Raw genomic sequence first — 24551 nt, 5'->3', positions numbered from 1 at the left:
AATTCCGCCATTTCCCATCCGAATGGGGAGACGGACCTGCACACGGTCCCGGACATGCCGGCAGGGGCAGGCGGCCCCCGTCGGTGGCACCTGAAGAAAGCGGACTCAGAGTGCCCGCCGGACGGCCCGCCTCTGCCGGAGTCTCCGCCCGCGGCGGATCTCCGGCTGGAAGGCCTCCAGCTCCCGGGCGGCGGTGCCGGAGAGGAGGAGCAGGGAGATCAGGTTGGGCACTGCCATCAGGGCGTTGAAGATGTCGGAGAGATTCCATACCACCTCCAGGCTCTGAGTGGCGCCCAGAAAGGCCGCCAGGGCGAAGAGAATTCGATAGAGAGGGATGGCCCGGCGGCCGAAGAGAAATGCAAAGGCCGTTTCCCCGCAGAACTCCCATCCCAGGATGGTGGAGAAGGCGAACAGCACGATCCCCAGGGAGACCAGCAGCCCCCCCAGGGGGCCCAGCACGGTCTTAAAGGCCAGGGCGGTGAGGGCCACGCCGTTTACCTGCCCGCCGGAAGCGTCGGCAGTCCCCAGCACGCCGGAGGCGCAGATGCACAGGCCCGTGACTGTGCAGATCACTGTGGTGTCGAAGAATACGCCGGTCATGTTCACATACCCCTGGCGGGCGGGGCTGTCTGTGGCGGCGGAGGCAGCAGGGATGGCGGCGGAGCCCATGCCCGCCTCGTGGGAAAAGCAGCCTCTGGCAATGCCCCAGCGAGCGGCGTTCAGGGCGGAGGCGGTCATAGTCCCCGCCGCGCCACCCGCAGCGGCGGCGGGAGAGAAGGCCAGGCGGAACATCTCTGCCACGGCTCCGGGCAGAGCGGACAGATGCCCCAGCAGCACTGCGGTGCCCGCCAGCAGGTAAAGGACCGCCATGAGGGGCACCACCACGGAGCAGACTCCGGCAATCCGCCGGATACCGCCCAGAATGACCACGAGAGCCAGCAGAGCCACTGCCACCCCGGTGGTCCGGGCCGGAACGGAGAAGCTGTCGGCCAGCGCCCCGGCGATGGAATTGGCCTGGGCCATGTCCCCCATGCCCAGGGAGGCCAGAACTGTGAAGAGGGCGAAGAGAAAGGCCAGGGCACCTCCCAGCCGCTTCCACCGCAGGGCGGCGCACATGGTATACATGGGGCCGCCGCGCATTTCGCCGCCGGCGTCCCGCTGGCGGTACTTGACGGCCAGCAGGCACTCCGCGCACTTGGAGGAAAGGCCGAAGAGGGCGGAGATCTCCATCCACACCAAGGCGCCGGGGCCGCCCGCCACCAAGGCCGTGGCCACGCCCACGATGTTTCCGGTACCGATGGTGGCGGCCAGCGTGGTCATCAGGGCGGAGAAGGGGGACACATCGCCGGCCCCGCCTGCCTTGGCGCGGGAGTCACGGCCGAGAACACTTTTCAGCGCCCAGCCCAGGTTCCGCCAGGGGAGAAAGCGGGTGCGCAGGGTGAGGAAGACGCCGGTGCCCATCAGCAGCACCAGCATTCCCGGGCCCCAGACCCGCTGGTCCACATACGCGATCCACTCTGAAACTGTCATGGAAGCAGCTCCTTCCGAATTGGGGGATACTTCCAGCATAGCGTCTTTCCGGCATTTCATGCCATCAAAAACGCGGACGCCTGTACAGGCGTCCGCGCGGGAGAGAGGATTCAGCTCTCCATGTGCCGGCCCAGAAAGGCGGCGATGGTCTGGGCCAGCTTGTACTCGGTGTCGCCGGTGACGGCAGCGGGATCGCTGGAGATGAACAGCACCAGGCCCAGCAGGTCGCCCTCCGCCAGGATGGGGGCCGCCACGGTGGTCAGCAGGCTGTCGATGCCCTCCGTCACCTGGAGGGGCTGGCCCTCGCCGGTGTACTGGTAGATTTTCCGACTCTCCATGATCTGCTCCAGCTCCGGGGTGATCCGCTTGCCCATAAGCTCCCGCTTGCTGCCGCCCGCCACGGCGATGACCGTGTCCCGGTCCGTGACGGCGCAGACGCTGCCGGTGGACCGGCTCATGGTCTCGCAGAGCTCCGCGGCGAAGTCCTCCACACCGCCCAGCAGCGAGTATTTCTTGAAGATGACCTCACCCTCGCGGCTGGTGTAGATTTCCAATGGATCGCCCTCCCGGATCCGCATGGTGCGCCGGATCTCCTTGGGGATTACCACCCGGCCCAGGTCGTCGATCCGCCGCACGATTCCAGTTGCCTTCATATCGAAAACTCCTTTTGTCTTTCAGATTTTTCAGGATGATTCTGCTTGGCAAAAGCTAGTATCCGCAGGATTTGTTTGGCTATGCAGGCCCGGCGGGTGGTTTCATTTGGCAATCAATCCGTCTCCGGCAGGTACTCCTGGACCACCAGCCCGTCGGTGGATACCAGATAGTTGGTGAGATAGGACAGGTGATCGCCGTCCACCAGCCAGGAGACCCGGTAGTTGTAATAGTCCACTCCGTCCAGAGTAAGCGGCCCTTCGTAGCCGTAGGACATCACATTGCCGGTGGCCTCGTCCACTGCGCCCAGTTGCTTTTCCAGAATGGCGACGCCTTCCTCCGGCGTGATGGTGTCCGTGGCGGAGAGCCCTTCCGCTGCGGCTCCGCTGGCCTCTGGTGCCGGATGACCGCAGGCGGAGAGCAGGAGCAGCAGCACGGCCAGTGCCGCACAGAACAGAGAGCGGGATTTCATGGGATTCTTCCTTTCCGTTCCGCCCAACACGGGCGGAAAATTTTTCCTCTGTTCAGACGAGATTAAAAAGCGGAAAGTTCCGGGAAAAATCCTGACCAATCCCACAAAAAGCACCAAACATTCTTGTGAAAATACGGGAAAAAACTGGGAAATCCCACCAACTTGTGCCGCCCTTTTTCGACAGGACCATCCTTGACGGTATTTTTCCCAGGAAGTATAATATAAACAATTATATGCATATCCAGATTCCGCGCAAACGCTTTACTCTAAGAATGACGAGCCTGCCGGGGATACTCCGCGGCGGGGAGAGGAGCTGCTGCCATGGCAAAACAAGGACAGGCGGACCGTTTCCACCAGGGGACGATGACGGACGGCTGGCGCTGGTTCGGCGCCCACCCTGCCAAAAAGCGGGGCAGAGATGGCTGGACGTTCCGGGTCTGGGCCCCCCATGCGGAGGCGGTGTCCGTCGTGGGCGACTTCAACGACTGGGAGGAGGGAGCGGCCCCCCTCGCCCGTAAGGGCGAGATCTGGGAGGGCTTTCTGCCGGACCTGCCGGTCTATACTTCCTATAAATATGCGGTGCGGGGGGCGGACGGCCAGGTCCGCCAGAAGGCGGACCCCTACGGCTTCCACACAGAGACCCGGCCGGCGACAGCCAGCAAGCTGTATGACATCAGCGGATTCAAGTGGACGGACGGCGCTTTCCGGGAGAAGAAGGCCAAGCACCCGGTCTATACATCACCGCTGAATATCTATGAGGTCCATCTGGGCTCCTGGAAAAAGCGGGGAAACGGGGACTTCATCGACTACAAGGACCTGGCGAAGGATCTGGCCGCCTATGTGAAGGATATGGGCTACACCGCCATCGAACTGCTGCCGGTGACGGAGCACCCCCTGGACGACTCCTGGGGCTACCAGTGCACCGGGTACTTCGCCCCAACCTCCCGGTTCGGCACGCCCAAGGACTTCATGTGGTTCGTGAACCACATGCATAAAAACGGCATCCTGGTGCTGCTGGACTGGGTGCCCTCCCACTTCTGCAAGGACGCTCAGGGCCTCTACGAATTCGACGGCACCTACTGCTATGAGTACAGCGATCCCAACAAGCGGGAGCACGCCGCCTGGGGCACCCGGGTCTTCGACTACGGCCGGCCCGAGGTGAAGAGCTTTCTCTTCTCCTCCGCCCGCTTCTGGCTGGAAGAGTACCACATCGACGGCCTGCGGGTGGACGCGGTGGCCTCCATGCTGTACCTGGACTACGACCGCCAGGGCGGAGCCTGGACCCCCAATCAGTACGGTGGACACGAGAACCTGGAGGCCATCGAGTTTCTGCGGGAGCTGAACACCATGGCCTTCCAGACGGACCCAAGCGTGCTGATGATCGCCGAGGAGTCCACCGCCTGGCCCCTGGTGACCCGCCCGCCGGACGTGGGGGGATTGGGCTTCAATCTGAAGTGGAACATGGGCTGGATGAACGACATGTGCCACTATTTGAAGCTGGATCCCTATTTCCGCCAGTACAACCACAAGGACATCACCTTCTCCATGATGTATGCCTTTTCTGAGAACTTTGTGCTGCCCATCTCCCACGATGAGGTGGTCCACATGAAGGGGTCCATCGTGGGGAAGATGCCCGGGGACTACGACAACCAGCTGCGGTGCCTGAGAGGCTTCTACGCCTATCTCCTGGCCCACCCGGGGAAGAAGCTGCTGTTTATGGGGGCGGAGATCGGCCAGTGGCACGAGTGGGACTCCGACGGGCAGCTGGACTGGTACCTGCTGGACCGACCAGAGAATCAGAAGCTCCGGAAGTTCTTCCGGGAGATCAACGCCTTTTATAAAAAGACGGCGGCTTTGTGGGAGGTCGACTTCGACTGGGCGGGCTTTGAATGGCTGGTGCCGGACGACAACCACAACAACGTGGTGGTGTTTCTGCGCAGGGACAAGAAGGGCCGCGACCTTATGTGCGCGGTGAACTTCTCGCCCAACACCTATACGAACTATCGGATGGGCGTGCCGCCCTACAGGCGGTATGTGCCCGTGTTCAATACCGATGACCCCGCATACGGCGGCGACGGTTTCGGCGATTCTGAGGCGGTGATGGTGGAGGCCGTGCCCTCCCATGGAAAGGAATGCTCCGCCGCCATCCGGATCCCGGCCTTCGGTGCGGTGTTCCTGCGGGGCGAGGGGACGTTCCCCAGACCCAGGAAGAAACAACAGGCAAAGGAGTTGGAAAAGACATGAAAAAAGAGTGCATCGCCATGCTGCTGGCCGGCGGCCAGGGCAGCCGCCTGTACGTCCTCACCGGCGACATGGCCAAGCCCGCCGTGCCCTTCGGCGGGAAATACCGCATCATCGACTTTCCCCTGTCCAACTGCACCAATTCCGGCATCGACACCGTGGGCGTGCTGACCCAGTACCGGCCCCTGGAGTTGAACAGCTACATCGGCAGCGGCGTGCCTTGGGACCTGGACGGGTCCACCGGCGGCGTCCACATCCTGCCGCCCTACATGGGCAGCAAGGGCGGCACCTGGTACAAGGGCACCGCCAACGCCATCTATCAGAACATCGGGTTCATCAACCTGTATGACCCGGAGTATGTGGTGATCCTCTCCGGCGACCACATCTACAAGATGGATTACTCCAAGATGGTGGAGCGCCATAAGGCCGTGGGCGCCGCCTGCACGATCTCCGTCATGGAGGTGCCGTGGTCGGAGGCGTCCCGCTTCGGCATCATGAGCGTGGACGAGAACGACCTCATCACGGAGTTCGCAGAGAAGCCCAAGGAGCCCAAGAGCAATCTAGCGTCCATGGGCATCTACGTCTTCACCTGGAAGACCCTGCGGCGGTATCTGGAGGCTGACGAGGCCAACCCCAACTCCGAAAATGACTTCGGCAAAAATGTGATCCCCGCCATGCTGGGGGATGGAGAACGGATGGCCGCCTACCGCTTCAGCGGTTACTGGAAGGACGTGGGGACGCTGGAGTCCCTGTGGGACGCCAACATGGATATGCTCTCCCCGGAGTCGGGCCTGGACCTGCTGGACGAGTCCTGGCCCATTTACGCCCGGTCCGTCAACGCGCCGCCGGCCTTTTTGGGCCGCCGCTGCCAGATCAGCCACAGTGCCTTCAACCGGGGCAGCGATCTGGAGGGGACGGTGGAGAACTCCGTCCTGGCTCCCAATGTCACCGTGGGGGAGGGGGCCCGGGTGTCCTACTCCGTCCTGTTCCCCGGGGTGACCGTGGAGCCCGGCGCCGTGGTGGAATACGCTATCCTGGGCGAGGGCTGCCGCATCGGCCGCAACTGCTGCCTGGGCGGCACGCCGGAGGAGACGGCGCCGGATCCCTGGGGCCTGACGGTGCTGGCGCCGGGCTGCGTCCTGGAGGATGAGAAGCGGGTGCGCCCCGGCGTGATGCTGAACAAGAACGGCGAGGAGGTGTCCAGATGAACGGCATGCACGGGATCATCTTTTCCTATGAAAAGCGCAATGACCTGCGGGAGCTGGGGGAGATCCGCTCCGCGTCGTCCATCCCCTTCGGCGGGAGGTACCGGGCGGTGGACTTCGCCCTGTCCAACCTGGTGAACGCCGGTGTCACGGACGTGGGTGTGGTGCTTCACGGCCATTATCAGAGCCTGCTGGACCACTTGGGCACCGGCAAGGACTGGGACCTGTCCCGCAAGCGGGGCGGCTTGAAGATCCTGCCCCCCTTTGCATACAAGCAGCACTGGGGCGAGGCGGCGGTCTTCCGGGGCAAGATGGAGGCCCTGGCGGGCGTCCGCTCCTATCTGGAGGAGATCCGCCGGGACTATGTGGTGCTTATGGACGGCGACCTGGTGGTGAACCTGCCCCTGTCCGACATCTATGACCAGCACATCAAGTCCGGCGCGGACATCACCGTAGTCTGCGGCAACGACAGCTTTGAGACGGAGAACGGCACCTATTTTGAGCTGGACGGCACCGGCCGCGTCACGGATGTGTTGTATCACCTCCACCGGCCCAGGGGCTACCGGGGGCTGGAAGTGTACATCCTCTCCACCAGGCTGCTGCTGGATCTGGTGGACGAGTGCGCCACCCGGGATCAGTACAGCCTGCGGCGGGACGTGCTCCAGGCCCGGAAGGACAGCCTGAAGCTCCAGGGATACATCTGGGGCGGCTTCGCGGCGCAGATCCGCTCTGTACAGGAGTATTACGACCGCAGTATGCAGCTGCTGGACCCGGCCATCCGGGCGGAGCTGTTCTGTGCCGAGCGGCCCATCCGGGCCAAGGCCACTGACAAGTCCTCCGCCTACATCGGACCCGACGGCTACTGCGAGAACTCCCTGATCGCAGACGGCTGCAACATCGAGGGCGTGGTGGAGAACTCCATCCTCTTCCCCGGCGTGGTGGTGGAGGCCGGCGCTGTGGTGCGCAACTGCGTGCTCTTCAAGGAGACGGCGGTGCGCCGGGGCGCGGCGGTGTCCCATCTGATCGCGGATAAAAATGTAGAAATCCTGCCGGACCGGACGCTGATGGGACACAGCTCGTATCCCATCGTGCTGGCCAAGGGCAGTCAGGTGTGAGTGCGGGAGGAAGGCTTCCAGGACGGCGAATAGACGGGCGGGGCTCCGGCTGACGGAGTCCCGCCGGTCCCTGACCCTGCCGGAGGGCGGGGCGCATGAGCGTGAAAGGAGAGGACTATGAAGATTTTATATGCGGCCAGCGAGGCGGTTCCGTTCTGCAAAACCGGAGGCCTTGCGGATGTGGCGGGCTCCCTGCCTGCGGCGCTGGCGGCCCAGGGCGCGGATGTGGCGGTGGTGCTGCCCCTGTACCAGAAGGTGAAGGAGAAATTCAGCGACCAGCTGCATTTTGAATGCTACGACTATGTGGACCTGGCCTGGCGCCACAGCTACTGCGGGCTGTTCTCCATGGAACGGGACGGCGTCACCTGGTACTTCCTGGACAACGAGCAGTATTTCCGGCGTCCGGAGTTGTACGGCTACATGGACGACGGCGAGCGGTTCGGATTTTTCTCCCGGGCCGTGGTGCGGATGCTGCCCCACCTGAGGTTCTGGCCGGAGGTCATCCACTGCAACGACTGGCAGACCGCCCTGGTGCCCATCTATCTGAAGGACGACAGCGTGCGGGAGGAGCGGTTCCGGAGTATCCGGACCGTGCTCTCCATTCATAATATTGAGTACCAGGGCCGCTACGGCCGCCAGACCCTGGGGGACCTGTTCGGCCTGGACCACGGCTGGGCGGATGACGGCACCATTCTGATGGACGGGGACGTGAACCTGCTGAAGGGCGCCATTTTGTGCGCCGACGCCGTCAACGCCGTCTCTCCTACTTACGCCAACGAGCTGAAGATGCCCTACTTCGCCCACCGGCTGGACGGCATCATGCGCCGTTGCGGCTACAAGCTCTCCGGCGTGCTGAACGGCATCGACGTGAAGCGGTATGACCCCGCCGCGGATCCCCACATCGCCGTCAATTACAGCGCGGCGGACATGGCGGGCAAGCAGGCGGACAAGGCGGAGCTGCAGAAGCTCATGGGCCTGCGGCAGGAGCCCTACGTTCCCATCGTGGGCATCGTCAGCCGCCTGGTGTCCCACAAGGGCCTGGATCTGGTGTGCGAGGTGCTCCACGACATGATGGAGCTGCCCCTGCAGATGGTGATCCTGGGCAAGGGGGACCGGAAGTACGAGGAGTTCTTCCAGTGGGCAGCCCAGCAGTATTCCGGCCGCATGGCCGTGCGCCTGGACTACAACGAGGAGCTGTCCATGGCCATCTATGCAGGCGCGGATCTGTTCCTGATGCCCTCCAAGAGCGAGCCCTGCGGCTTGAGTCAGATGATCGCCATGCGGTACGGCACCGTGCCCATCGTCCGGGAGACCGGCGGACTGAAGGACACCGTCAGCCCGTACGAGTCCTGGAGGGACGCCGGCAACGGATTTACCTTTGCAAATTACGCCGGCAGTGATATGCTGTATGTGATCCGGGAGGCGGTGTATCTTTACAAGGACTATCCCGACGCCTTCGCCCGGCTGCGGGCGCGGGCTATGGCCTGCGATTTCAGCTGGGCCCGGAGCGCGGGGGAGTACCTGCACATTTACAGCACCGTCACCGGCCAGCCTTGGCCCCCTGCGGAGGAGCCCGTCCGGACAGAAGAGTCCGCCCCGGCGGAGGAATCCGCTCCCGCGGAAGAGACCGCCCCCGCGGAAGAGACCGCCCCCGCGGAAGCGGCGGAGCCCGCATCTGACGAACCTGCTCCGCAGCCGACCGCGGAAGCGGCACAATCGTCCGCCGAGCCGGCGGCTGAGGAGGCCGCTCCGGCCGCACCGGAGAAGAAGCCTGCCGCCAGAAAGCGGACGGCAGCCAAGAAACCGGCCGCCAAAAAGACGGCCGCCAAAAGCGGCAGGAGGACGCCTGCCAAGAAAGAGACCAAACCCAAGAAGGGGACCGCCGGGAAACAGGAGCCGGCGGAGTAAGGAGACGCATGACACCAATTACCACACAGACCCTGGAGAACGCCCTCACCGCCAAGCTGATGGTCAGCTTCGGAAAGACGGCGGCGGAGGCAACGGATGGAGAGATGATGCGGGCCAGCGCCCTGGTCCTGCGGGACATGATGGCTCTGCGGGAGGTGGAGACCCGTCAGAAGGCCCGCCAGCAGCATGCCCGGCAGGTGCACTACCTGTCTCTGGAGTTTCTGATGGGCCGCAGCCTGATGAAGAATGCCTATAACCTAGGGCTGCTGCCCCAGCTGCGGGAGGCGCTGGAGCACCTGGGCTTCAAGGCGGCCGACATCTTTGAGATCGAGCCGGACGCCGCCCTGGGCAACGGCGGCCTGGGCCGCCTGGCCGCCTGCTATCTAGACTCCATGACTACGCTGGAGATCCCGGCCACCGGCTATTCCATCTGCTACGAGCTGGGCATCTTCAAGCAGAAGATCGTGGAGGGCCAGCAGGTAGAGCTGCCGGACAACTGGAAGGACCTGGGCGCGGCCTGGCTGATGCCAAAGCCCGCGGAGACCCAGGAGGTCCGCTTCGGCGGCACCGTGCGGGAGTTCTGGGACAACGGCCACCTGCACATCGTCAATGAGGACGCCACGGTGGTCCAGGCCGTGCCCTGCGACATGGAGATCGCCGGCTACGGCACGGAGCATGTGAATGTCCTGCGGCTGTGGGACGCCCGGTCCACCCAGCCGGTGGATATGTCCCTGTTCTCCCGGGGCGAGTACCTGAAGGCCGCGGAGGACGAGGCCATGGCAGAGACCATTGCCAAGGTCCTCTATCCGGAGGACAATCATCTGGAGGGCAAGTCTCTGCGGCTGAAACAGCAGTACTTCTTCGTGTCCGCCACCCTCCAGTCCATCGCCGCCAAGCACACCGAACTGTACGGCACCATGAAGAACTTCCATGAGAAGAACGTCATCCAGATCAACGACACCCACCCGGCCCTGGTGATCCCGGAGCTGATGCGGATCCTGATCGACGACGCCGGCATGGACTGGGATGAGGCGTGGGACATCACCACGAGATCCGTGGCCTACACCAACCACACGGTCCTTTCGGAGGCGCTGGAACGCTGGCCCCAGAGCCTGGTGGAATTCCTGCTGCCCCGGGTGTGGCAGATTATCCTGGAGATCTCCCGCCGCTGGCAGAAGAAGGTGGAGGACTTCTACCACGACCCCAAGAAGACGGAGAAAATGGCCATCGTCTGGGGCGGTCAGGTCCGCATGGCCAACCTCTGCATCGCCGGCGGCATGGCGGTCAACGGCGTCAGCGGCCTACACTCCGAGATCCTGAAAAAGGACGTTTTCAGGGACGCCTACGGCATGGAGCCCTGGAAATTCCGGAACGTCACCAACGGCATTGACCACCGCCGCTGGCTCAGTGAGATCAACCCCGGACTGGACGGCTTGATCCGGGACCTGACCGGCGGGGACGACTATCTGCTGCACCCCCAGGCCCTGAAAAAGCTGGATGACTATGCCGATGACGCCTCTGTTCTGGAGAGGCTGGGTGCCATCAAGCGGGCCAACAAGGCGGCCTTCGCCGCCCATGCCAAGAAGACCCGGGGCGTGGAGCTGAACCCGGACGCCATCTTCGACGTTCAGGTGAAGCGGCTCCACGAGTATAAGCGGCAGCTTTTGAACGTGCTGCACATCATCGCATTGTACCAGAAGCTCCAGGACGACCCCAACGCCATCACGCAGCCCCACACGTTCCTGTTCGGCGCCAAGGCGGCGCCGGGGTATGCAGTGGCCAAGCGGATCATCCGCCTCATCAACTCCCTGGCGGATCAGATCGACCACGACCCTATCTGCCGCGATAAGCTGCAGGTGGTGTTTCTGGAGAACTACCGGGTCTCCCTGGCGGAGCAGCTGATGCCCGCCAGCGAGGTGAGCCAGCAGATCTCCACCGCCGGCAAGGAGGCCAGCGGCACCGGCAACATGAAGTTCATGATGAACGGCGCCCTGACCGTTGGCACCCTGGACGGTGCCAACGTGGAGATGCACGACCTGCTGGGGGACGAGAACATGTTCCTCTTTGGCCTGCGGGCCGACGAGGTGGAGCAGCTGAAGCGGGAAGGCTATGTGCCCCAGCGGCTGTACAACCGGGACCCGGTGCTTCACCGGTGCCTGGACGCGCTGCGGACCGGCTTCCGGGACGGTGTCCGGTACGACGACCTGTACCAGCGGCTGCTGTTCGGCGCCGGGGGCAGCCCCGCGGACGAGTACTTTTTGCTGGCGGACTTCCAGGCATACTGCCAGGCGGAAAAGCGCATGGCGGAGACCTATCGGGACCAGACGGCCTGGAATCGCATGAGCCTGCACAACATCGCCCGCAGTGGCGTGTTCGCCGCCGACCGGGCTGTGGCGGAGTATGCCGACAACATCTGGCACGTGCCCCACAAGTGATCCGATCTGAGAAAAACGCAGAAAACCGGAAACGGCTCAGCCGTTTCCGGTTTTCGAGATCCCGCTCCTGCGCGGGACGCATGATTTTTGAAAAACTTTCGGACTGGGTGAGATATTTCACCCCAGTGAGGGATATTCCCGATAGAAAGGCCTTTCCGGGCGGCGCTGCCGCCCATCCCAACAGCAAGGTGTGATGAGATTGACAGACGCGGCATTCGAGGGGGGCGGTGGAGCGCTATGGCGACACCGTGTTCCGGCTGGCATACAGCTATTTGAAAAACCGCGCCGACGCGGAGGACGTGATGCAGGAGACGCTGCTGAAGCTCTATCTGGAGCGAAAGCCCTTCCGGTCGCCGGAGCATGAGCGGTACTGGGTCGTCCGGGTGGCGGTGAACGAGAGCAAGAAGCTGCTCCGCTCTCCGTGGCGCAGGCGGACCGGGCCTCTGGAGGAGGCCGGGGAGCCGGTGTTCGACACGCCGCAGCAGAGTGAGCTCTACCAGCACGTGATGGGCCTGCCGCCCAAATACCGGGCCGCGGTGTATCTCTACTACTACGAAGACTGCTCCGTACAGGAGATCGCGGCGGCCATGGGGGCCAATCCGTCCACCGTGCAGACCTGGCTCATGCGGGCCAGGGGGAAGCTGAAACTGATCTTACAGGAGGCAGAGTCATGATCGACAAGAGACTGTACCAGGAGACCTTTTCCCATCTCCGTGCCTCCGACCAAGCCAAACAGGAGGTTTTTCAGAAAATGCAGGAGATGAAGCACAGAAAGCGGATGCCCCGGGTCCTGCGGGGCGCGGCCATTGCCGCTGCCATGGTGATGGCGCTGGCCGTCACCGCCGGGGCAGTGAACGTGGCCACGGACGGGGAGTTCTTCCGGCAGTTCACCATCGTCTGGACATCCGGAAATCAGTACCTGGCCCAGGATAACCAGGGCAACGAGGTGTATGTCACCGTGGCGGCCGGGGAGCCGGTCACCAAGGAGAACGGCCGGCTGATCCTCCACGCTCAGGGTGAGGAGATTGACATCACCGAGGCCATGGAGACCGCGGGTGCCTATCACTACGCCTACGATATGGATGTGGTGCATGAGGACGGCAGCCGGGAGACCCGGACCGTCACCATTGACGTCACTGGCGACCTGGACCGGTGGACTGTGTCCCAGGACAACGGGGACGGCACCAGCTATGAGACTGTCAGCGGCGACAACGGGCTTACAGAGTTTTCCGGCACCATGACCGGGCAGGCAGCAGATCACTTTACCGCGGACCTGCCCGATGCCGACGAGAGCAGCGTGGTCGAGGCAAAAGCACAGGAGATTGCCCCGGCAAATTGAAGAAACCTGAAAAACGCGGACAGGGAGCTCTCCCTGTCCGCGTTTCAGCGTTCCTTGCTGAGACCCAGCAGGTAGTCCGTACTGACCCCGTAGTATTTGCTCAACGTGATCAGATGATGGATCGGAAGCTCGTTGGCCCCGCGCTCATAGCGGGCGTACATCGTCTGGGATGTTCCGAGCACCTCAGCGATCTGGGTCTGGGTCTTGTCAGCATCTTCCCGCAGGTCCCGCAAAATGCGTACATAATCCATTCCGCCGTTCACGTGGCACCTCCGTATCCGCTCTGGAGCTTTCTGGTTCTTACAATGTACCATAAAATTTGTGAATCTTACGGGGCACAATACAAAATTTTACTACAATTATAAGACAAATTTACTCAAAAAACGGAGGAATGCGGGGAAATGCGAACATATTCCGGGACTGCTTTTCTCCGGGAGAGCAAGGAGCGGCCGGGCGGGGCTGCTCCGCCTGGACGGGCGTTTTCCTTGACAGTGCTTTACAAAAGCGTATTTTCCATATATAATAATACCCGTTTCCCCCGGCGCAGTCCATAGGAAGCCCGGAGAAAAGAAAAATTTTGACGGCAGAGCGATCTGCCTGCGGACCCCAGAAGGAGGACCCGGCTGACTATGAGCAACCGAAAAAAGAGAGAGGCCCTGCCCCGCGACCTGGAAATCCGGGGGGCTGAGATATTTGGAAAGCACCTGTCGCCGGAAAAGCAGCGGGCGCTGCTGATCGTGACGCTGACGGCCTGCGCCCTGCCAATGATCCTGGGCGTGCGGATGTGGGACCGGATCCCGGAGATTGTGGAGACCGGCCTGATCGGCCCCGGCGGCCAGGATGACTCCCTGCCCCGGTGGGCGGTGGCGCTCCTCCTGCCCGGTTTGATGTGCCTGCTGGAGGCTGTCGCGCAGTTCATGCTGCTGCAGTATCAAAAGCGGATGAAGATCCCACCGGCGTTTAACCGGCTCATGGGGCGCTGGGGCTTTCCAACCATTTCCCTGCTGTTCTGCAGCGGCGCCATTTTGGAGACTTCCGGCCAGGGGCTAAGTCTGAACTTCTACACGCCCTGCATTCTGGGTCTGGTGCTGATGCTGCTGGGCTCCCACATGTTCGACTGCACGGAGGATGCCAAGCTGGCCCTGCGGTTCTCCTTTACGGTAAACAATCCGCCGTTGTGGAAGGAGGTCCACCGGTTTGCCGGCTGGCTTTGGATGCTGGCGGGCCTGGTGGTGGCCGCCGGCGCTATGGTGACCAGCGAGACCACGTTCTTCTCAGCCCTGCTGGCACTGGTAGTCCTGGTAGTGCCCATGATCTACGGGCGCAGCCGCGCTGGCCAGGCCAACGGATAAACGAAAGAGGAAGAGAGCCATGGAATTTACGGAAGGCGTCCGGTTCGACAGCCTGCACCTGTCGCCGGAGATCATACGCGCCATTGAAAAACGCAACATCGAGGTGTCCACCCCGGTCCAGGCAGGCTGCATCCCGCCTATGATGGACTGGCAGGATGTGATCGCCAAGGCCCCCACCGGCACCGGCAAGACCTTTGCCTACGGCATCCCCATCGTGGAGCATGTGGACCCGGAGGACGAGAGCGTCCAGGCGGTAATCCTGGCCCCCACCCGGGAGCTGGCCATCCAGATCACCGACGAGATTCGGGACCTGGCAGCCTTCAAGCCCGGCGTGCGGACGGTGTGCCTCTATGGCGGCGCCCCCATCGGCCGGCAGATCGACACGCTGAAGAAGCACCCCCAGATCGTGGTGGCCACGCCGGGACGGCTTTCCGACCACATGAAGCGCCGCACCGTCCGGGTGGACACGGCGCAGACCGTGGTGCTGGACGAGGCGGACCGGATGCTGGACATGGGCTTCATCCATGACGTGACCCGCCTGCTGGACAAGATGAACAAGCGGAAGAACCTGGGACTCTTCTCCGCCACTATCTCCCGGGAGGTCATGGACATCGCCTGGGTGTACCAGCGGGACGCGGCGGAGATTACCGTCCGGGAGGATGAGCAGAACAAGCCGGACATCAAGCAGTTCCGCATGGACGTGCCCCACGACGGTAAGGCAGACGCCATTGAAAAGATTCTGAACGAGACGGGTTTCGACCGGTGCATGGCCTTCTGCAACACCAAGGGCTCCACAGAGCGGATCACCAAGTTCCTGCAGATGCGGGGCATCGACGCGGAGTGCATCCACGGCGATATTCCCCAGCGGAAGCGGGAGCAGGTGATGGAGAAGTTCCGCCGGGGCGAGTTGCGGGTGTTCGTCTCCACCGACGTGGCGGCCCGTGGCATCGACGTGGATGATGTGGACATCGTGTTCAACTGCGATGTGCCGGACGAAAACCAGGACTACATCCACCGGATCGGCCGGACCGGCCGGGCCAGGCGGCAGGGCGTGGCAGTGACTTTCATCTCCGACTATCCTGCCAAGATGCGGATCGACGACATCGCCCAGAAGACCCGGAACGAGATCGTTCCGGTGAAGTTCGACGAGGACGGCCGCCTGACCACAGCGTAAAAACGGCTTTGAACGCCGGACGCGGAAATCCGCGCCCGGCGCTTTTCACGCCACTGGTTCCGGCTGGGAGACAGGGCATTTTCGAGTTCTTGCTGTGATTTGTGAATAAATTTTTAATTTTGTAATTATTTGTTACTTTTTGAGGGCTCGTAACTTTACAAGCTGCCTGATAATCTTTATAATAGACCAGGTCCTTTGATATGCAGGGGTGCCCGGTAGGGGTGCCCGTTTTAGACTCCAGAGCGGGAGGAACGATGATATGAAGAATTGGAAGCGCCGGTGGGCGCTGTTCTTGGCGGCGGCGCTGCTGCTGGCTCTCAGCCTGACCGGCTGCGGCGGAAGCGGGGAGGGGCCGGCCCTCTCCGTCTGCGTGGGCGGCGCGCCGGAGGAGCTGGATCCCATCTACGCCACAGAGACGGCGGACCAGACCGTCCTGGTCCACCTGTATGAAAATCTGATGCGGAAAACAGGAGACGGCTCCGGCGGGACCACGGTGACGAACGGCGCAGCCAAGAGCGTCAGTACGGAGGAGAATGCCGACGGCACCGTGACCTGGACCTTCAAGCTGCGGAAGGCCGAGTGGTCCGACGGCCGGGCGGTCCGGGCCGGGGACTTTGTCTTTGCCTGGCAGCGGCTGGCCGATCCGGCCAACGATTCCCCCAGCGCGTCGCTGCTGTCCGTGGTAGCAGGCTACGACGCCGTGCGGGAGACCGGCGACGTGTCGCTGCTGCAGGTGACGGCGGAGGATGACAGCACCCTGGTGGTGGTGCTGAACGGAAAGTTCGACTGGTTTTTGACAGAGGTCTGCACTGCGCCCGCCACCATGCCTCTGCGGCAGGACTTGCTGCAGGAGGAGACCGCTGCCGCTGACGGGGAGACCGCCGAAGCAGCGGCCCCTTGGTGGAACGACCTTACGGGCCTTGTGACCAACGGGCCGTATCAGGTGAGCGGGTATGAGGCTGGTGAGGCGCTGACCCTGGAGGCCAGCGAGACCTACCGCAACAGTTTCTCCGGGCCGCAGACCCTGACGTTCCGATTTGCGGAGACCGCAGAGGCGGGACAGGACCTCTACGACGCCGGGGAGGTGGATTTCCTGGGCATCCTCCCGGCGGAGCAGCTGACGGCCTTGATCGAGGCGGAGAGCCGGACCCTGGCGCGGGAGCTGAGCGTTCAGGCGGTGGTGTTCAACTGCGCGCAGGATACGCTGATGGATGCCCGGGTCCGTCGGGCGCTGACTCTGACGGCGGACCGTTCTGCCGCTGCTGAGGCGGCGGGCGCCACGGCGTATGCCGCTGAGGGCCTGATCCCTCCCGGCGTGCCGGGGAGCGGGGAGCAGGATTTCCGTACAGATGGCGGCGTGCTGCTGGACAACGACCCCGCGCACCGGGACGAGCTGGCGGAGGAGGCCCGCGGCCTGCTGGCGGAGGCCGGATACGCCGACGCCCGGGACCTGGGGGAGCTGGAATATCTCTACGTGGACGAGGGGAACGGCGCCGCCGTGGCCCAGGCGCTGGTAGACGCCTGGCAGAGCGCCCTGGGCCTCCAGGTGACGGCCCGCGGCGTCAGCCGGGAAGAGCTGGACACCGCCCTGCAGGAGGGGACCTTCACCCTGGCAGGAACGGAGATCCGGGCTTTGGGCAACGATGCGGAGTGCTTTTTGATGCAGTGGGGCTCCGATAAGCCGGAGAACCTGGGTAAATACGCCAACAGCGCCTATGATACCCTGCTGTCGGTCATCGCCGGCGCGGAGGAGGGGGAGGCCCGGATGGGTTGCCTCCACGATGCGGAGGCCCTGCTGCTAGAGGAGGGGGCCGCGGCGCCCCTCTACACCAGCGTGACGGGCTGGACACTGCGGGACGGCTTCTCCGGTGTCCAGCGGGACGCCCGGGGGTGGTTCAGCTTCGCAGCCGCTGGCAGGACCGCCTGAGATGAGCCGGAGACGGCGCCCTGAGGGCGCCGTCTTTTTTGTGCCCCCGGCGGGCCGCAGTGCCGCTGATAGCAGACATAAGACCTGCTGAAATAGACAAAGCGCCCCATCAGCCAGGCTCAAAATATGACGGCGGGATAAAATTGACAAATCCGGGCTGGAAGCCGTTGCAACCGGCGGCGGGGTTGGTGTATACTAAGCTGAACCAAAAGATTCCCGCCTGCCGGCGGAGAGAAGGAGGAACGATATATGAGCCAAGCATTCAAGAAGGTCCTGGTCGCCAACCGGGGCGAGATCGCCATGCGGATCTTCCGGGCCTGTCACGACCTGGGCCTCCAGACCATTGCCATCTACTCCAATGAGGACGTATACAGCCTCTTCCGCACCGCCGCGGACGAGTCCTATCTGATCGGAGAGAACGAGAGCCCCCTGGGCGCCTATCTGGACATCCCCCGGATCATCGAGCTGGCCAAGAAGCACGGCGCCGATGCCATTCACCCCGGTTACGGTTTCCTCAGTGAGAACGCGGATTTTGCCCGGGCCTGCGAGGCTGCGGGCATCAAGTTCATCGGACCCTCCTCCCAGGTTCTGGACCTGATGGGCGACAAGCTGTCCGCCAAGCAGATCGCCGTGGCCTGCGGCGTACCCACCACCCCCGGCACCACAGAGCCCCTGAAGAGCCGGGAGGCTGCTCAGAAGCTGGCTATGGAGTTCGGCTTCCCCGTCATTCTCAAGGCGGCCGCCGGCGGCGGCGGCCGCGGTATGCGCCGGTGTGACACCGTGGAAGAGGTGGGCACCAACTTCGATCTGGTGAAGGCGGAGGCCAAGAAGGCCTTCGGCAATGACGACATCTTCATGGAGAAGTTCCTGGTGGAGCCCAAGCACATCGAAGTGCAGGTGCTGGGCGACGAGGAGGGCAACGTGGTCCACCTGTTCGAGCGGGATTGCTCTCTCCAGCGGCGCTATCAGAAGGTGGTGGAGTTCAGCCCCGCCTTCTCCGTGGACAAGAAGATCCGTCAGGCCCTGTATGAAGACGCGGTGAAGATCGCAAAGCACGTGGGCTATGTGAACGCCGGCACCCTGGAGTTCCTGGTGGACAGGGAAGGGCACCACTACTTCATCGAGATGAACCCCCGTATCCAGGTGGAGCACACCGTCACCGAGATGGTGACGGGCGTGGACTTGGTGCGCTCTCAGATTCTGATCGCCGAGGGCTGTCCTCTCAGCGATCCCCGCATCGGCATCAGGAAGCAGAGTGACCTGCACCTGAACGGCTACGCCATCCAGTGCCGCGTCACCACCGAGGACCCGTCCAACAACTTCGCTCCCGACACCGGCAAGATCACCTCCTACCGGTCTCCCGGCGGCTTCGGCGTCCGGCTGGACGCGGCCACCGCCGGCGTGGGCAGCGAGATCTCCCCCTACTATGACTCCCTGCTGCTGAAGGTCACCACCTGGGATAACACCTTTCAGGGCGTGTGCCTGAAGGCCGGACGGGCCATCCGGGAGATCCACATCCGGGGCGTCAAGACCAATATCGCCTTCATCTCCAACATCCTGCAGAACCCCACCTTCCTGGCGGGAGGCTGCCACACCAAGTTCATCGACGAGACGCCGGAGCTGTTTGAGCTGAACGAGGGCCAGGACCGGGCCACCAAGATGCTCAAGTACATCGGGAACATCGTGGTGAAGGAGCGGGACGGACACAAGATGTACGATCCCTGCCGGTTCCCGCCGGTCACCGGCAACCGGCCCGATGGCCTGAAGCAGATGCTGGACGCCAAGGGACCCAAGGCCGTGGCGGACTGGGTGCTGGGGCAGAAGAAGCTGCTGATCTGCGACACCACCTGCCGGGACGCCCACCAGTCCCTGCTGGCCACCCGGGTCCGCACCCGGGACATCGTCAAGGGTATGGAGGGCACCAGCGAGATCCTGGCGGATGCTTTCTCTCTGGAGTGCTGGGGCGGCGCCACCTTTGACGTGGCCTACCGTTTCCTCCACGAGTCCCCCTGGGAGCGGCTGGACCTGATCCGGGAGAAGGCCCCCAACCTGCTGCTGCAGATGCTGCTGCGGGGCGCCAACGCCGTGGGCTATACCAACTATCCCGATAACGTGATCCGGGAGTTCATCAAGGAGGCCGCCCGCAGCGGCATCGATGTGTTCCGGATCTTCGACTCTCTGAACTGGATCCCCGGCATGGAGGTGGCCATGGATGAGGTCCTCAAGCAGGACAAGATCTGCCAGGCCACCATCTGCTACACCGGCGACATTCTGGATCCCAAGCGGGACAAGTACACCTTGGACTACTATGTGAAGATGGCGAAAGAGCTGGAGCACCGGGGTGCCCACATGCTTGCCATCAAGGATATGTCCGGCCTGCTGAAGCCTTACGCCGCCAAGAAGCTGGTGTCCACCCTGAAGCAGGAGATCGGCATTCCCATCCAGCTCCACACCCATGACACCACCGGCAATCAGGTGGCGGCGCTGCTGCTGGCCGCCGAGGCCGGTGTGGACGTGGTGGACTGTGCCATCAGCTCCATGGCAGGCATGACCAGCCAGCCCTCTCTGAACGCCGTGGTGGCGGCCATGAAGGACACAGAGCGGGACACCGGGCTGGATCTGGACCGGCTCCAGGCCCTCACTGATTACTGGGAGGATGTGCGTAAGCGTTACGACTCCTTTGAGGGCGGCCTGGAGTACAATACCACGGATATTTACCGCTACGAGATCCCCGGCGGTCAGTACACCAACCTGAAGCCCCAGGTGGAGTCTCTGGGCCTGGGCGACCGGTTTGTGGAGGTCAAGGAGAACTACCGTAAGGTCAATGAGATGGTGGGCGACATTGTGAAGGTGACGCCCTCCAGCAAGATGGTGGGTGACCTGGCCATCTTCATGACCCAGAACAACCTGACCCCGGAGAACATCGTGGAGAAGGGCGAGAGCCTGGCCTTTCCGGACAGCGTTGTCAGCTACTTCTCTGGCATGATGGGCCAGCCTGCAGGCGGGTTCCCCAAGGATTTGCAGCGGGTGGTCCTGAAGGGCAAGAAGCCCATCACCTGCCGTCCCGGTGAGCTGCTGCCCCCCGTGGACTTTGAGGAGAAGAAGCGGGAGATGCAGTCCTTTGACGCAGATCCCTCTTGGCGGGCCATCCTCAGCTACTGCCTGTATCCCAAGGTAGTGGAGGATTATGTCAAGAACCAGAAGGAGTACGGCTACATCATGCGGCTGGGCAGCCATGTGTTCTTCCACGGTCTGGCGGTGGGCGAGACCAACAAGGTCAACATCGCCGACGGCAAGACCCTGGTCATCAAGTACTTAGGGTTGGGCGAAGTGGACAAAGAGGGCATGCGCACCGTCAGCTTTGAGCTCAACGGCATCCGCCGGGATGTGCAGGTGCCCGACGAGGAGGCCCAGAAGAACATTGTCAAGGTCCCCATGGCGGACCCGGAGGACAAGAGCCAGGTGGGCTCCTCTATCCCCGGCGCGGTGAGCAGGCTCAACGTCAAGGTGGGCGACACCGTGGAGAAGAACCAGACCCTGGTCACCATCGAGGCTATGAAGATGGAGACCGCCATCACCGCCCGGATGTCCGGCACGGTGTCGGAGATCCTGGTGAAGGAGGGCGAGACCGTCAAGGGCGGCCAGCTCATCTTGGTCATCAAATAAGCATACGCCGCAGAAGGCCGGCCCCGGTGGGGCCGGCCTTTCGGCATTTCAGAGAGGTGGGACGGGGAAAATGAAGGTTGTGCAAATTGGACTTGCAGAAATATTAAAAAATTGTAAAAAAAACCTTGTAAAATGAATGAGGATAAGGTATGATATGCAAAGCGACATACGAGCTGTATCGACTAACAGGAAAAGAGGAATGGAAACATGAAAAAGTGCTTATCCCTGCTTCTTGCCGCGCTGATGCTGGCGGCGGTCCTGACGGGCTGCGGCGGCAATCCCTCCACGGAGGAGACGGATACCCCCGCCGACACCGGCACTGAGCAGGCTGCCCAGACCAACTGGAACGTCTCTTCCGTCACCGGCACCGGCACGGAGCTGAAATTCCGCACCGGCGGCGACCAGGGTACTTATTACGGCTTCGGCAGCGTGCTGGCGCAGGCCATCACCACCAACGGCAACGGAACCAAGGTCACGGCCGTGGTCAGCAACGGCTCCCAGGACAACATCGAGCAGATGCAGATGAACGTGGCCCAACTGGGCTTCGTCCAGTCCGACGTGATGAGCTACGCCTATAACGGCGAGCGGCTGTTTGAGGGGTTCCCCTATGCGGATTTCTCCACTGTCGCTGCTCTGTATATGGAGCAGGTGCAGATCGTCACCTGTGACCCGGACATCAAGTCCGTGGCGGATCTGGAGGGCAAGACGGTCTCCATCGGCGCCTCCGGCTCCGGCGTGTACTACAACGCCCTGGATATCCTGGCCGCCTATGACCTGACAGAGGATGACATCAACGCCCAGTACCAGGACTTCGGCGCCAGCGCCGACGCCCTGCAGGACGGCAAGATCGACGCCGCCTTCGTGGTGGCAGGCGCCCCCACCGTGGCTATCACCACTCTGGCCACCGCCAAGGACACCTATCTGGTGGGCCTGGATGACGAGCATATTGCCAAGCTCCAGGAGTCCTCTCCCTACTACGAGGAGTACATCATCCCCGAGGGCACCTATGAGGGCGTGCCGGAGACCAAGACCGTAGCCGTGGTAGCCACCGTCATCGCCCGGGACGATGTGTCTGAGGATGATGTGTACAACATCTGCTACACCATCTTTGAGAACATGGACAATCTGGCCCATGACAAGGCAGGGGAGCTGGATGTGGAATTTGCCTCCGGCGTCACCGCGGTGCCTTATCACGCCGGCGCGGCCAAGTACTTCGCCGAAAAGGGCTTTGACGTACCCACCAAGTGATCTCAGGCGGAGCCTGATCGGGAACTACGGCGGAATCTCCGCCGTAGTTCCTTGACTTCGGGTCGGTCCCGGCCTGGAAGATATCTTGCGAAATGAGAGGGGACCCTATGGCACTGTTCAAGAAACACAAGACGGAGCCTGTGCCGCCGGAGGATACCGGCGCCCACGATACCTCCGTGGGGACCGCCGCCGATGTGGAGGCGGTCATGAAAAAATACGACCGGGAGTCCAACACCCGGGTCTGGGAGGGTCTGCCGAAGCTGGTGATCCGCTGGCTGATGGTAGCGTTCTCCGCCTACTGCATCATCGACACTGTGTTCCTTTCCACCCGGCAGGAGGTTCGGCTGCCCATGTTCGTGGGGCTGATCCTGCTGTTCGGCTTCCTGACCTTCCCGGCCAAAAAAGGGGACGAGCGGGTCAACCACATGCCCTGGTATGACATCGTGCTGCTGATTGCCGGGCCCGGCGCCTACTTTTTCTACGCCGTCAATGCCCAGAACGTGGTCCAGATGTCCGCCCGGGTCATGCAGAACGACCTGTACATGATTATCGGCCTCATCGGTATCCTGGCCCTGGTGGAGCTGTGCCGCCGGTGCGTGGGCCTGCCGATCCTGTGCGTGGCCGGTGTGTTGCTGGTGTACACCTTCTTCAACCTGGGCGGCAGTGCAGATTTCAAGATGACCCTCTATCAGGTCATCCGCACCATGTTCTACACCTTCAACGGCATCTTCGGCGGCCCCATCAGCGTGTGCGCCAAGTTCATCGTGGTGTTCATCATCTTCGGCGCCTTCCTGGAGAGGACCGGCATCGCCCAGTTCTTCATCAACCTGGCCAATGCCGTGGCCGGTGCCGCCCCCGGCGGCCCCGCCAAAGTGGCCGTCATCTCCTCCGCCCTGTGCGGCATGGTGTCCGGCTCCTCCGTGGGCAACACCGTCACCACCGGCTCCGTCACCATCCCCATGATGAAGAAGACGGGCTACAAGCCGGAGTTCGCCGGCGCCGTGGAGGCGGCTGCCTCCACCGGCGGCCAGATCATGCCCCCCATCATGGGCGCCGCAGCCTTCCTGATGGCAGAGTTCACCGGCGAGCCCTACGGCACCATCGCCATGCGGGCCATCCTGCCGGCGGTGCTGTACTTCACCGGCATCTACATCGCCGTCCATCTGGAGGCCAAGAAGCTGGGCCTGAAGGGCATTCCCAGAGAGCAGCTGCCCCGCGTGCGCCAGCTGCTGCCCAAGATCTACCTTCTGGCGCCCCTGGTGCTGTTGGTGGTCATGGTCTCCACCAATATGTACACCATGGCCTTCTCCGCTGCCATCGCAATCGTGGCGGCCGTGGCCGTAGGCCTGGTCAACAACGTGGTGGAGATCGCCAGCAAGAGCAGCAACCGGGAGGACTTCCTCACCTTCGGCAAGATCATCGACGCCCTGGAGGGCGGCGCCAAGGGCTCCATCACTGTGGCGGTGGCCTGCGGCGTGGCCGGCATTATCTCCGGCTGCATCACGGTGACGGGCCTGGCCTCCAAGCTGTTGAGCACAATCGTCAGCCTCTCCGGCGGCCACATGATTATCGCCCTGGCGCTGACCATGCTCTGCTGCATCGTGCTGGGCATGGGCGTGCCGACCACCGCCAACTACTGCATCATGGCGGCCACCTGCGCTCCCATCCTGATGGATCCCTCCATCGGTGTCACCAAGATGGCGGCCCACTTCTTCGTGTTCTACTTCGGCATTGTGGCGGACATCACGCCGCCGGTGGCCCTGGCGGCCTATGCCGGCAGCGCCATTGCCAAGGCGGATCCCATGAAGACAGGGTTCAACGCCACGAAACTGGCCATAGCGGCCTTTATCGTGCCGTACATCTTCGCTTTCAGCCCCCAGATGCTCTTTGTGGATGTGACCGGTGCCTTCCAGGTGGTGCAGATCTGCATCAGCGCCCTGCTGGGCATCTTCGGCGTGGCGGCGGCCCTCAACGGATTCCTGTACCGGCCCATCCCCGCGCTGCTGCGGGTGGCCATGGCTGTGGGCGGCCTGGGTATGATGATCCCCGGCACGGCCACCGACATCGCCGGCTTTGTGTTGGTGGTTGGCATCGTCCTCTATCAGCGCTTCAGCGCCCGGCGCGCCGCCATGGTCTGAATGACCTTGAAAGTGCTCCCCGGCTTCCGGGGAGCACTTTTTCACACATACCCGCAGGTTACAAGAGATACAGGCCGCGGGAGAAACTGTAACTGTTTTGTTATTGCTTTGCCCTACATACTGTACTATTATAAGCAATACAGTTGATGC

General features: G+C 62.8%; 17 protein-coding genes. 13 read left to right on the top strand and 4 right to left on the bottom strand.

Features of this window, described 5'->3' with window-relative positions; all coding sequences use genetic code 11:
• Positions 1-105: 105 nt before the first annotated feature.
• The 3 genes from DN611_RS13290 to DN611_RS13280 all read right to left on the bottom strand — a co-directional run bounded on the left by DN611_RS13290 (position 106) and on the right by DN611_RS13280 (position 2653).
• Entirely contained in the window at positions 106-1530 is a 1425-nt protein-coding gene (locus DN611_RS13290; protein WP_119311591.1) for an alanine/glycine:cation symporter family protein, read from the bottom strand.
• Between the two features lie 110 nt (positions 1531-1640).
• Positions 1641-2183 (bottom strand): stage V sporulation T C-terminal domain-containing protein, encoded by a 543-nt coding sequence (locus DN611_RS13285; protein ID WP_021748124.1) that lies wholly within the window; start codon positions 2181-2183, stop codon positions 1641-1643.
• 113 nt (positions 2184-2296) lie between these two features.
• The gene (locus DN611_RS13280) at positions 2297-2653 is read right to left on the bottom strand and encodes a hypothetical protein (protein ID WP_021748123.1); all 357 of its coding nucleotides are present in this window, start codon (positions 2651-2653) and stop codon (positions 2297-2299) included.
• 321 nt (positions 2654-2974) lie between these two features.
• Here DN611_RS13280 and glgB point away from each other — a divergent pair, with 321 nt between their 5' ends.
• The 7 genes from glgB (at position 2975) to DN611_RS13245 (ending at position 12896) form a co-directional block, all read left to right on the top strand.
• On the top strand, positions 2975-4897 hold the full coding sequence (gene glgB, locus DN611_RS13275; RefSeq protein ID WP_119311590.1) for a 1,4-alpha-glucan branching protein GlgB: 1923 nt from the start codon (positions 2975-2977) through the stop codon (positions 4895-4897).
• Positions 4894-6102 (top strand): glucose-1-phosphate adenylyltransferase, encoded by a 1209-nt coding sequence (locus tag DN611_RS13270; RefSeq protein ID WP_119311589.1) that lies wholly within the window; start codon positions 4894-4896, stop codon positions 6100-6102. Before glgB ends, DN611_RS13270 begins: the two co-directional genes overlap by 4 nt.
• On the top strand, positions 6099-7214 hold the full coding sequence (gene glgD, locus DN611_RS13265) for a glucose-1-phosphate adenylyltransferase subunit GlgD (RefSeq protein ID WP_021748119.1): 1116 nt from the start codon (positions 6099-6101) through the stop codon (positions 7212-7214). Before DN611_RS13270 ends, glgD begins: the two co-directional genes overlap by 4 nt.
• Before the next feature lie 117 nt (positions 7215-7331).
• Positions 7332-9122: a glycogen synthase GlgA gene (gene glgA / locus DN611_RS13260; RefSeq protein ID WP_119311588.1), complete on the top strand. Its 1791-nt coding sequence runs from the start codon at positions 7332-7334 to the stop codon at positions 9120-9122.
• An 8-nt stretch (positions 9123-9130) separates the two neighbouring features.
• A complete protein-coding gene (locus tag DN611_RS13255) occupies positions 9131-11557 on the top strand; it encodes a glycogen/starch/alpha-glucan phosphorylase (RefSeq protein ID WP_021748117.1) in 2427 nt (808 codons plus the stop codon).
• Positions 11558-11784: 227 nt separating this feature from the next.
• The gene (locus DN611_RS13250; protein ID WP_119311587.1) at positions 11785-12231 is read left to right on the top strand and encodes an RNA polymerase sigma factor; all 447 of its coding nucleotides are present in this window, start codon (positions 11785-11787) and stop codon (positions 12229-12231) included.
• Positions 12228-12896: a hypothetical protein gene (locus DN611_RS13245; RefSeq protein ID WP_119311586.1), complete on the top strand. Its 669-nt coding sequence runs from the start codon at positions 12228-12230 to the stop codon at positions 12894-12896. Before DN611_RS13250 ends, DN611_RS13245 begins: the two co-directional genes overlap by 4 nt.
• A 44-nt stretch (positions 12897-12940) precedes the next feature.
• Here DN611_RS13245 and DN611_RS13240 read toward each other — a convergent pair whose 3' ends face one another.
• On the bottom strand, positions 12941-13159 hold the full coding sequence (locus DN611_RS13240; RefSeq protein ID WP_410763778.1) for a helix-turn-helix domain-containing protein: 219 nt from the start codon (positions 13157-13159) through the stop codon (positions 12941-12943).
• 366 nt (positions 13160-13525) lie between these two features.
• Here DN611_RS13240 and DN611_RS13235 point away from each other — a divergent pair, with 366 nt between their 5' ends.
• The 6 genes from DN611_RS13235 (at position 13526) to DN611_RS13210 (ending at position 24401) form a co-directional block, all read left to right on the top strand.
• Positions 13526-14248 (top strand): SdpI family protein, encoded by a 723-nt coding sequence (locus tag DN611_RS13235; RefSeq protein ID WP_021748112.1) that lies wholly within the window; start codon positions 13526-13528, stop codon positions 14246-14248.
• Positions 14249-14267: 19 nt separating this feature from the next.
• Positions 14268-15422 carry a DEAD/DEAH box helicase gene (locus tag DN611_RS13230; RefSeq protein ID WP_119311585.1) on the top strand — a complete coding sequence of 385 codons (1155 nt, stop codon included), beginning with the start codon at positions 14268-14270 and terminating at the stop codon, positions 15420-15422.
• A 259-nt stretch (positions 15423-15681) separates the two neighbouring features.
• Positions 15682-17349 (top strand): peptide ABC transporter substrate-binding protein, encoded by a 1668-nt coding sequence (locus DN611_RS13225; protein ID WP_119311584.1) that lies wholly within the window; start codon positions 15682-15684, stop codon positions 17347-17349.
• Between the two features lie 249 nt (positions 17350-17598).
• Positions 17599-21015, top strand: coding sequence for a pyruvate carboxylase (locus DN611_RS13220; RefSeq protein ID WP_119311583.1), 3417 nt, complete (start codon positions 17599-17601; stop codon positions 21013-21015).
• 207 nt (positions 21016-21222) lie between these two features.
• Positions 21223-22263, top strand: a complete 1041-nt coding sequence (locus tag DN611_RS13215) for a TAXI family TRAP transporter solute-binding subunit (RefSeq protein ID WP_021748108.1) — start codon at positions 21223-21225, stop codon at positions 22261-22263.
• A 107-nt stretch (positions 22264-22370) separates the two neighbouring features.
• A complete protein-coding gene (locus tag DN611_RS13210; RefSeq protein WP_083490965.1) occupies positions 22371-24401 on the top strand; it encodes a TRAP transporter permease in 2031 nt (676 codons plus the stop codon).
• Positions 24402-24551: the final 150 nt, after the last annotated feature.

The sequence above is a fragment of the Oscillibacter sp. PEA192 genome (genome assembly GCF_003574015.1).
In the GTDB taxonomy this organism is placed as follows: domain Bacteria; phylum Bacillota; class Clostridia; order Oscillospirales; family Oscillospiraceae; genus Oscillibacter; species Oscillibacter welbionis.
The sequence above is the reverse complement of the archived record's forward strand: the minus strand, read 5'-3'. Positions and strand labels throughout refer to the sequence as shown.